The 9,399-nt window shown below is 70.1% G+C and carries 8 protein-coding genes; 2 read left to right on the top strand and 6 right to left on the bottom strand.

All coding sequences use genetic code 11. The annotated features are described in order from the left end of the window. The 4 genes from DBR34_RS11280 to egtB form a co-directional block, all read right to left on the bottom strand. Nucleotides 1-3,512: DUF4132 domain-containing protein (locus DBR34_RS11280; RefSeq protein ID WP_219928267.1), on the bottom strand; the 3,512-nt coding region annotated here is incomplete at its 3' end. A gap of 139 nt (nt 3,513-3,651) precedes the next feature. Next, the gene (locus DBR34_RS21340) at nt 3,652-3,813 is read right to left on the bottom strand and encodes a hypothetical protein (RefSeq protein ID WP_181393977.1); all 162 of its coding nucleotides are present in this window, start codon (nt 3,811-3,813) and stop codon (nt 3,652-3,654) included. A gap of 61 nt (nt 3,814-3,874) precedes the next feature. After that, nucleotides 3,875-4,849, bottom strand: a complete 975-nt coding sequence (gene egtD / locus DBR34_RS11275; protein WP_128096859.1) for an L-histidine N(alpha)-methyltransferase — start codon at nt 4,847-4,849, stop codon at nt 3,875-3,877. After that, the gene (egtB, locus tag DBR34_RS11270; RefSeq protein ID WP_128096858.1) at nt 4,846-6,135 is read right to left on the bottom strand and encodes an ergothioneine biosynthesis protein EgtB; all 1,290 of its coding nucleotides are present in this window, start codon (nt 6,133-6,135) and stop codon (nt 4,846-4,848) included. Before egtB ends, egtD begins: the two co-directional genes overlap by 4 nt. Nucleotides 6,136-6,304: 169 nt before the next feature. On the opposite strand from egtB, the gene DBR34_RS11265 reads away from it, so the two are divergent. Then, nucleotides 6,305-7,612, top strand: a complete 1,308-nt coding sequence (locus DBR34_RS11265; protein WP_128096857.1) for a GGDEF domain-containing protein — start codon at nt 6,305-6,307, stop codon at nt 7,610-7,612. Here DBR34_RS11265 and DBR34_RS11260 read toward each other — a convergent pair. Further along, nucleotides 7,591-7,980 carry a YchJ family metal-binding protein gene (locus tag DBR34_RS11260; RefSeq protein WP_128096856.1) on the bottom strand — a complete coding sequence of 130 codons (390 nt, stop codon included), beginning with the start codon at nt 7,978-7,980 and terminating at the stop codon, nt 7,591-7,593. The genes DBR34_RS11265 and DBR34_RS11260 overlap by 22 nt on opposite strands. 157 nt (nt 7,981-8,137) lie before the next feature. On the opposite strand from DBR34_RS11260, the gene DBR34_RS11255 reads away from it, so the two are divergent. Beyond that, nucleotides 8,138-8,914 (top strand): TSUP family transporter, encoded by a 777-nt coding sequence (locus tag DBR34_RS11255; RefSeq protein WP_038691622.1) that lies wholly within the window; start codon nt 8,138-8,140, stop codon nt 8,912-8,914. A gap of 88 nt (nt 8,915-9,002) precedes the next feature. Here DBR34_RS11255 and DBR34_RS22735 read toward each other — a convergent pair. After that, the coding region (locus DBR34_RS22735; RefSeq protein ID WP_308812532.1) for an SbcC/MukB-like Walker B domain-containing protein at nt 9,003-9,399 on the bottom strand (397 nt) is incomplete at its 5' end.

Here is a 9,399-nt window from a genome sequence, read left to right as displayed (position 1 = left end):
ACCAGGCGCTGCACCAGGTGGCGCAGCAGCGGGTGTTCGACCAGGAACGCGCGGAACAGGGCCGGGCTCCAGCGGCGGCGCGCGCACATGGCCAGCTCCAGGCGCAGCACCTGCTGGCTGGCGATGGTGCGCACGTCTTTCTTCAAGGTCTTGAAACGCTCGACACTGGCCTTGGCCAGCGCGGCGTCGTCGCTCTTCTTCGGTTTGGGCAGGTCATCCAGGCGCGGGCCCTCACCGCTGGCGAGGATCTCGCGCACGTACGGCTTGAGCGCTTCATCGAACCCGACCTTGAACGCGCGCGGACCAAACGCCAGGCGCAGGGTGCCGTGTTCGTCCAGATCCAGGTCCGGGGCGAGGCGGTCTTCCAGTTCCTCGGTGGTGAGCTGGCGTGCCTCGGCGATCGCCGCGATCTTCTCGCGGGCCTTGTCCTGCAGGCCCTTGAACTTGATCTTCTGCGCGATGCCGTTGATCTGCATCAGCGCCACGTCGGTACCGATGGTGGCCAGTACATCCAGGCCCGACACCGCGCGGGCATGCGCGGCCTCGCCCGGCCAGGTGCGGATGAAGGGGGTGAGGCGGCGGGCGGTGTCGTCGTTGCCGAGCAGGCCCTGCGCGGTCAGCGCCCAGTTTTCCTTGCCGGACCCGCCGGCGTTGAGCCAGGCACCGAACAGGTCCCAGGCGAAGTCGGCAAGGCTGTCGGGGCGGCAGGCCTCGATTACCTGGCCGATGCCGGCGTAGACCTCTTCGTTGGTGGGGAAGGTGAGCATCTCGCCGAGCAGGTCGATGGCCTCCTGCCCCAGCGCCTTGCCGTTGTGCAACAGCGGCCGTCGCCAGCCGCTGGGCGCCCAGAACTCGGGCAGCTTGCTGCGACGGGTGGGATAACGCTGCAGCGGGTCGTCGTCGAGCACCTGCTGCAGCGCCTGCATCACATCGTCGCGGCCATGCCGTGCGGCCACCTCGCGCAGCAGCGCTTCATGGCCGTGGGCGGCCAGCAGGCGCACGCCGGCGCCGGCGCTGTCACGCAGCTCGCCGGGCTTGCCGAAGGCGGCCGGGAGCAGGCCGGCAGCGGCATGTTCGGGGTAGGCCAGCAGCCACTGGCGGCCGATGTCACGCACGGTCTTGAGCTTGGCGAACGCGCGTGCGGCCGGCAGGGCCAGTTCCGCCGCCCCGAAATGCAGCGCATCGGCCAGGCAGTCGGTGGGCTTGCTGCGCACCATGGCAATCAGCGCCGGCAGCACCGCCAAGCCGTGCGATGCGAGCATGCGCGAGATGCGGCCACTTTCGGTTTCGCCGGCGATCGCATTCCAGAACGGTGCGGCCATGCCCTCGGGCAGGGCATCGACGTACTCGGGGTAGAGGCAGAACCAGTAGTACTGGCTGCGGCGGCGCACGGCGACCATTTCCCGCCACAGGCTCACCAGCTGCCCGGTGTCGCCCGCCACGATGGCCGCGGCGGCCTGCGCGTTCAGCGCCTTGAGTTCCTCGTCGCGCAACGTGAAGCCGATCTCGTCGGCGGCGCGGGTCGGCTGCTGGCGGCACTCCTGCATGCGCACGGCCTGCCAGTGGGTCAGCTGCAGTGCGGCTTCACGGGTGCCGGGCGCCCAGTGTTCCACCGGGGCTACCGGCAGGATCGGCAGTTCGAGCACGGCCTGCGCCTGGCGCGCCCGCGGCTGCCGCCAGGGCGCGGCGGCGAGCACGGGCGGCAGTTCGTCGTGCCCTGCCGTCTCCTGCGGCCCGCCGAGCAGGGCCCGCTGGCGCTGGATCACGGCCAGCGCGGCCGGTTCGATCCACGGCTCCACGGCGACGGCGCGCTCGCCCATCGCGCGCAGCAGCTGCACCAGCGTGGGGGTGAGCAGGCCGGCGTCCTTGCCACCGGCGGCGACCACGCGCGAGATCGCCACCAGCGCGGCCTCTGGCCAGCGATTGACCGCCAGCCCCAGCCGGGCCAGGGCATGCTTGGAACTGCTGGCCGCACGCGCCAACGCTTCCACCGCATCGGGAACACCGATATGGGCCAGCGCATCGCCGGCTTCTTCGACGATCGCGCCCGGCGCCAGCAACGGCAGCGCCTCCACGCCGCGTTCCACCAGTACCGTGGCGACGAAACGCGCATGGCTCCAGAATTTTTCACTGGGCCGCAGGCGCATGGCTACCGCGCACGCAGCCGGATCGGTGGCGATGGTCATCAGCCAGTGGGCGCTTTCGTGCAGCCCGGCGGCTGCGCCCGGCGCCAACAACAGCGCGTGGGCCAGCGCGGGGGCGTCGGGCAGCAGCAACAGCAGCGCCGGCTGCCGGCAGGCCACCACGTGCGGCAGGTGACGACCGATGCGCTCCACGCAGGCCTGCCACACCGTTGCCTCGGCCACCGACAGGTGGCTGCGCAGCGCATCCTCGGCCGCACCGAGCGGGGCGCTCCAGCGCGATCCGAACGGTTCGTCGACCTGTCGATGGAAGCCCAGGGTATGCCGCTGGGTGGAATAGTCGTACTCGCTGGCGATCTGGATGTGCTGCGCATCCAGCAGCATCGCCACCACCTCTTCCAGGCCATAGCTGGCCACCAGCCAGTGCACCGTGTCGGCGAACAGTGCCTGGTGCCCGTAGTGGTTGTTGAGCGCGATCACCAGCAGCATCAGGTCGGCATCGCGGTCCGGCGCAGGCGCCTGGGCACGCAGCCGTTCGCCCATCCTGCGCAGCGCCGGCAGCAGGCCCGGGTCGCTGGCCGGCTCATTGATGTCCACGTTGAGCTCGGTGGCGAAGGCCTTCCACAGGGCGGCCGGGTCGTGCGCGGGCAACCGTGCCGCGAAGCGACGCGAGGCATACATCAACGCCAGGTGCTGCGGGGTGATGCGCACCGGCGCGCCCTGGGCGAGCCACGGCGGCAGGCTGGGGTCATGCGGCAGATCCGCTGCGGCCACCGGAACGGCGGTGAAGCAGTCCGCCCCGGGATTGGCCGCGGCGGCCGGCGCATCCTTGGCAATCTGGGAGCTCCAGCGACTGACCATCCCCGCGTCCCGGAGCGCCGCATAGGCGAGCTGGGCGCCCACCTCGCTGACCCCGGCGCGGCGGCGCAGGCCGGTGACGGTGAGCGACTCGCCCGGTGCAAGCGCGCCGGTCAGCAGCGCCTGGCGGATGTGCTCGAAGGCGATGGCCGCCTCTGCGTCGGCATTGGCCACCGGTGTGGGGGCCGCAGGGGCAACGCTTGGTGCAGGTGCAGGTGCAGGTGCAGGTGCAGCAGGCTGGGATGCCTTGGCGGCGCGAGGCGCGGCGGTGGCGGTGGCGGTGGCCGCGCTCGCGGGCGTGGCTGCGGCACCGGTTTCACTGTAACCCTTGCCGGTTTTTTCATTGACCAGCTTGGTCAGCGCCGACGCGGCCTTGGCGGCATCGGCGAAGGACTTGGTCTGGCTTTGCCCCTGGGTGCCGATACGCCCCCAGCGCACGTTCAAGTCGCTGCCGTCCTGCTCCACTTCCCAGAACTTGCTGGCGGTTCCTTCCACGAGTTCGAATCGACGCATCACGTCCGTGCTACTCCCTGGCCTGCGCGGTGGCCACAACGCAACCGCTTCCGTGAGCCCCATAGCATATCGGCGAACGGCAACACCCGCATGACCGCCGGCGCACTGCCGGCAGGGCTGGGTGCGCCGACCCTGCGGCTCAGGCGCGCAGGGCTTCCCGGTCGCCGATCAGCTCGCTGACGGCAATGGCGTCGAGCGCGGGCACGGCACTGCGTCCACGCCGCGTTCGATCAGCACGGTGGCCACGAATCGGGCGTCGTCCCGGAACCTGGGGAGTCTGTTTGTGCAGTTTGATCGCCACGGCGATGGCCTGCGGATCCGGCGCGGTGGTGAGCAGCCAGTGCGCCAGCAGCGGCGGTGCGTCAGACCGGGCGCAGCAGCGCGAGCTCGAAGGCAGGATCGCAGGTGTTCCAGCGCGTGCAGACCTGCAGGCCCGCCTGGGCCACCAGCGCCGCGAACGCGGCCTCGGTGTACTTGTGGCTGTATTCCACGGTCATCGCCTCGCCCTCGGCGAAGTCGAACGGCTGTCCGGCCACGTGCACGGTCTGCGCGCGGGTACTGACCAGCTCGGTCTCGATCCGCAGCCGCTCCACGCTGTAGCGGGCGCGGTGCTGGAAGGCGTCCAGGTCGAAGTCGCTGTCAATTTCGCGGTTGAGCCTTGCCAACAGGTTGAGGGTGAACGCGGCGGTGACGCCGGCCGCATCGTTGTATGCCGCTTCGATCAGCGCCGGGTCCTTGTGCAGGTCGATGCCGACCAGGGCCATGCCATCAGCGCCCATCGTGTGGCGCATCGCCTGCAGCAGCCTGACTGCCTCGGGCGCGGCGAAGTTGCCCAAGGTGGAACCGGGGAAGAACACCAGCCGGCGTGCGGGCTCACGCTGGGGTTCGGGTACTTGCACCGGGCCGGTGAAGTCGGCGCAGACCGGCAGCATTTCGATATCCGGCAGGGCCACGGCCAGCCGCGCGATGCTGGCCAGCAGGGCGGCACGGGAAATTTCGATGGGGGTGTAGGCCACCGGGTCGGCAAGCGCGCGCAGCAGCAGCTCGGTCTTGCGGCCGCTGCCGCTGCCCAGTTCGACCACGTGCAGGCGCGGACCGACCACGCCGGCGATGTCGGCGGCGCAGTCCTGCAGCAGCTGCAGTTCGGTGCGCGTGGGGTAGTACTCGGGCTGGCGGGTGATCTGTTCGAACAGCGCCGAACCGCGCGCGTCGTAGAAGTACTTGGAGGGCAGCTGCCGCGGTCGGCTGGACAGGCCCTGCAGGATGTCGGCGGTGATCCGGGCGCGATCAGGCTGCAGGTCGGTGAGCGCCTCGAGCGCGTCGGTGACGGTGCTCATGCCGGGTCCCGCGCCAGGCGCACGCCGGCGAACTGCCAGCGCGCCGAGGGGGCGAAGAAGTTGCGGTAGCTGGCGCGCACGTGCGCGTCGGGGGTGGCGCAGCTGCCGCCGCGCAGGATCCATTGGCCGTTCATGAATTTACCGTTGTATTCGCCGAGGTTGCCGGCGAAGGGGCGAAAGCCCGGATAGGCACCGTAGGCGCTGCTGGTCCATTCCCATACATCGCCGAACAGCTGCAGGAGGCCGTGGTCGCCTGCCGGGGCGCCGCGCGGGTGGAGGTGGTCGGCGTCGGCAAAGTGGCCGTGTGGCGGGACGCCGGCGGCCGCTGCTTCCCATTCGAACTCGGTGGGCAGGCGCGCGCCCTGCCAGCGGGCGTAGGCGTCGGCTTCGAAATAGCTGAGGTGGCAGACCGGTGCATGCGGGTCCAGCGGGCGCCAGCCGCCCAGGGTGAACTCCCGCTCCAGCGCGTCGTCCCAGTACAGCGGGTGCTGCCACCCTTCGGCCTGGCACAGCGCCCAGCCCTCGCTCATCCACAGGCCCACCTCGGCATAGCCGCCGGCCGCGATGAACTGCCGGTACTCGGCATTGCTGACCGGGCGGTTGGCCAGCGCATGGGCCGGCACCAGTACGCGATGCACGGGCGATTCGTTGTCGTAGGCGAACGCGGGATGGGCGGGCCAGGCGGGCGCGCCGATCTCGACGATCTGCTCGGGGCTGTCATGCCAGCGCAGGGGCGTGGGGGTGGCCTGCGGGTAGACCAGATCGTCGCGGTACGCTGGTTGCAACGGGTTGCACCACAGCGCGTGCTTGATGTCGGTGAGCAGCAGCTCCTGGTGTTGCTGCTCGTGGTGCAGGCCCAGCAGCAGCTGGTGGCAGGCCTGCGGTGCGAGCGCGTCGGCCTGCAGCAGCGCGATCACCTGCTGATCGACCACGCCGCGGTAGTGCAGCACCTGCTCCAGCGAGGGGCGCGAGAGCAACCCGCGCTGCGGGCGCGCGTGCGCCGGGCCGATGCTCTGGTAATAGCTGTTGAACAGGTAGTGCCACTCGGCATTGAACGGCACGTGGCCGGGCTGGCTGGCCAGAACGAAGCGCTCGAAGAACCAGGTGGTATGGGCCAGGTGCCATTTGCTGGGGCTGGCGTCGGGCATGCTCTGCACCATCGCATCCTCGGCGCTCAGCGGTGCCGCCAGCGCAACACTGCGCGCGCGGATGCCGGCGTAACGGGCCGCAAGCGCAGCGGCAGGGGATGTGGCGGCGGGCGGTGGCGAGGCGACGGCGGTGTTCATCGCGGTCAGGATCGACCAGCGCCGGTGAGCGGGACGTCATGGCAAGGCACACGTGGCGTGACACGCTCAAGTTGAATACGCAGCGGCCGCTATCGGGAAGACCAACGCCTGCGTGGTCCGGTTTGCACCTGCAGCCCTGGCGCGCCGGCCTGCTTTCGTGGAACCGTTCTTGCCCAGTCACCCGCTACGCCAGCCCGGCCATTACCTGTTCCTGCTGCCTGCCCTGCTGGTAGGCGTGGGGGTGTGGTCGGCCACGCCGGCCGACGAGGTGGGCAGTGCGATGCACCGCATTCTGCCGCTGGTGCTGACCTGCCTGGGCACCGGCCTGGGCCTGGTCTACAACCGCGTGCGTGCGGTGTGCCTGCTGCTGGCGATCGCGCTGGCCTTTGCCGTGCTGCACGGGCTGGTGGGCAGCTTTCTCAACACCGGCGCGGTCAGCGCGCTGACGCCGCTGGTGTTCCATGCGGTGTCGCTGTGGCTGCCGCTGCTGTTTGCGTTGCACGGGCTGTGGCCCGAGCGCGGCCGGATGCGCCAGGACCTGCTGCTGCGCGGCGTCGCCAGTGGCGTGGCGGTCGGTGTGTTCGCACTGCTGGCTGCACAGGGGCCGCAGGGCATGCACGACCTGCTGTCGAACCATCACTGGCCCTGGTTGCCAACCGGCTGGAGCCGACTGGCCCAGGTGCCGACGGTCGCCTTCGTGGTGGCCTTGGTTGGGCTGGCGGTGCAGGCGCTGCGCCAGCCGCGCCCGCTGCATACGGCGATGCTGGTGGCCTTGCTGGTGGTCTGGGCGATGCTGCCCCGGGTGTTCCTGTCGCCGGCCCTGCTACCGGCGTTGGCCAGCACGGCCCTGCTGTTGCTGGTCTCGGCGATGTTGCAGGAGTCCTTCCACATGGCCTATCGCGATGAACTCACCGGCCTGCCCGGGCGGCGGGCGCTGAACGAGTGCCTGCAGCGGGTGGGCGCCACCTACACGATCGCGATGGTGGACGTGGACCACTTCAAGCGCTTCAACGATACCCATGGCCATGACAACGGCGATGACGTGCTGAAGCTGGTGGCCGCGCGCCTGGCCGGCGTGGGCGGTGGTGGGCGTGCGTTCCGCTACGGTGGCGAAGAGTTCGCGCTGGTGTTCCTGGACCGCCCTGCCCCGGCCTGCGTGGACGCGGTGGAAGCGGTCCGGGCCACCGTGGAAGGTACCCGGCTGCAGCTGCGCGACCGCGCCGCTCGCGACCGCGACGATGCGGTGGGCCGGCTGCAGCGGGGCCGCGGCGGTGCCGGCACGGTGGTGCAGGTAACGGTGAGCATCGGCATGGCCGACAACCGGGTGGGCGACAGCCCGCAGGCCGTGCTGAAGGCCGCCGACCAGGCGCTTTATGCGGCCAAGGACGCCGGGCGCAACTGCGTCCGCGCACACGGCCAGCAACGGCCGGTGGCGGTGCGCAGCCGCGAGGCGGCTCAGGGCAGCGCGTCGAGGTAGAACCAGCGGCCGTCTTCGCGGACGAAGCGGCTGTGTTCCATCATTTTGACCGCACTGCCGCCGCCCACCTTGTAGCGGGCGGTGAACGCGACCTGGGCGTGGTCCGGGTCGGTGGTGGTGTGCGTGCGGATGGTCAGGCCCAGCCACTGGGTGCGCTGGCCGGGCGCTTCGTCCAGCGACAGCGCGTCCGGGCGCGTGGACGCATGCCAGCTGGCCAGCAGGTAGTCCGGCAGCAGTTTTACGTAGGCGCTGTAGCGCGAACGCATCAGGGCTTCGGCGTCGGGTGCGGCGGCGCCTGCATGGTAGAGGCCGCAGCAGGCGGTGTAGGCCAGCGGACGGCCGCAGGGACAGGGGGCGGGTGTGCTCATGGGGCTATTGTCGCGCGTTTGGGTGGGCGCGCCGTAGGTACCCACCGTTGGTTGGTACATGACCGCGCTGGCAGAGGGCAGCCGACCAACGGTCGGCTCTACCCCGGGTGGGGGGCCGGGCGTATGCTTGCGCGCCTTGTGTCGCGAAGTTGCTGCCGTGCTCGAGCTGGTTCCCCCTGAGCTGTTGTGGTTGGTGGCGATCGCCTTTATCGCCGGCCTGGTCGATGCCGCGGTGGGCGGCGGTGGGCTGGTGCAGTTGCCGGGTCTGTTCACGGTGCTGCCGCAGCACACGCCGGCGATGCTGTTTGGCACCAACAAATTCAGTTCGATGTTCGGGACCGGCGCGGCCGCATGGCGCTATGCGCGCAATGTGCGCTTCCCGTGGCGGCCGGTGTTGTTCGCGGCGGGCACGGCGTTCGTGTTTTCCTTCGCCGGGGCCACCGCGGTGAGCCTGTTGCCCAAGGACGCGGTGCGCCCGCTGGTGCTGGTGCTGCTGGTGGCGATGCTGGGCTACACGTTGTGGAAAAAGGACTTCGGCGCGCTGCACCGGCCGCGCGAGATCGGTCGCAAGGAGCTGGGCACGGCGCTGGCGATCGGCGCGGTGATCGGCTTCTACGACGGCTTCTTCGGCCCGGGTACCGGCAGTTTCCTGATCTTCCTGTTCGTCCGTTTCTTCGGGCTGGACTTCCTGCGCGCGTCGGCGGCGTCGAAGGTGGTGAACCTGGCGACCAACGTGGCGGCGATCTCGTTCTTCGTGCCGACCGGCAACATTCTGTGGCTGTTCGCGCTGCCGATGGCCGCGGCCAACATCATCGGCTCGGTGGTAGGCACGCGGCTGGCGCTGCGTGGCGGCACGCCGTTCATCCGCAAGCTGTTCGTGGGGCTGGTGGTAGTGCTGATCGCGCGGATGGGGTGGGATACGTTCGGCGGATAACCCGTAGAGCGGGGCTCTGCCCCGCTGCGGTCGGTGCGAACGGGGCGGAGGGCAGCCGACCAACGGTCGGCTCTACCCGGTGGGCGCGTCAGGCGACCGGTTCGGCGTCCTGCTGGCGGCTGCGTTCGGGCAGCTTCAGTCGCTTGGCTTCTTCGTCGTATTCGATCAGCAGGACGCCGGAGTCGTGGCGGCCGCTGATTTCGACGAAGCAGGCGCCGCCGATGAACGGCTCCAGCGTCATCACCGACTTCAGCGGCGTGGCCACCACCATCTGGAAGCCGAAGTTCTCGAAGATGTTCATCGCCAGCGCGGTGAACTCGTTGTCGGCCTTGTCGAACGCTTCGTCCAGCACCACGGCAGCGTAGCTGGGCAGCTGGCTTTCGGCACCGCCCAGCTGGTAGCGCAGCGCGGCGGCCAGGCAGGTGGTGGCCAGCTTCTGCCGCTGGCCACCGGACTTGCCGGCGCCACTGCGGTAGATCTCCACC

The sequence above is a fragment of the Stenotrophomonas sp. HMWF003 genome (assembly GCF_003061285.1).
GTDB lineage: Bacteria > Pseudomonadota > Gammaproteobacteria > Xanthomonadales > Xanthomonadaceae > Stenotrophomonas > Stenotrophomonas maltophilia_AP.
The sequence above is the reverse complement of the archived record's forward strand: the minus strand, read 5'-3'. Positions and strand labels throughout refer to the sequence as shown.

What these genes read in the sequence shown, in the direction of transcription:
- egtD (WP_128096859.1), bottom strand. Translation starts at nt 4,849, where the DNA reads ATGAGCACCGTCACCGACGCGCTCGAGGCGCTCACCGACCTGCAGCCT.
- egtB (WP_128096858.1), bottom strand. Translation starts at nt 6,135, where the DNA reads ATGAACACCGCCGTCGCCTCGCCACCGCCCGCCGCCACATCCCCTGCC.
- DBR34_RS11260 (WP_128096856.1), bottom strand. Translation starts at nt 7,980, where the DNA reads ATGAGCACACCCGCCCCCTGTCCCTGCGGCCGTCCGCTGGCCTACACC.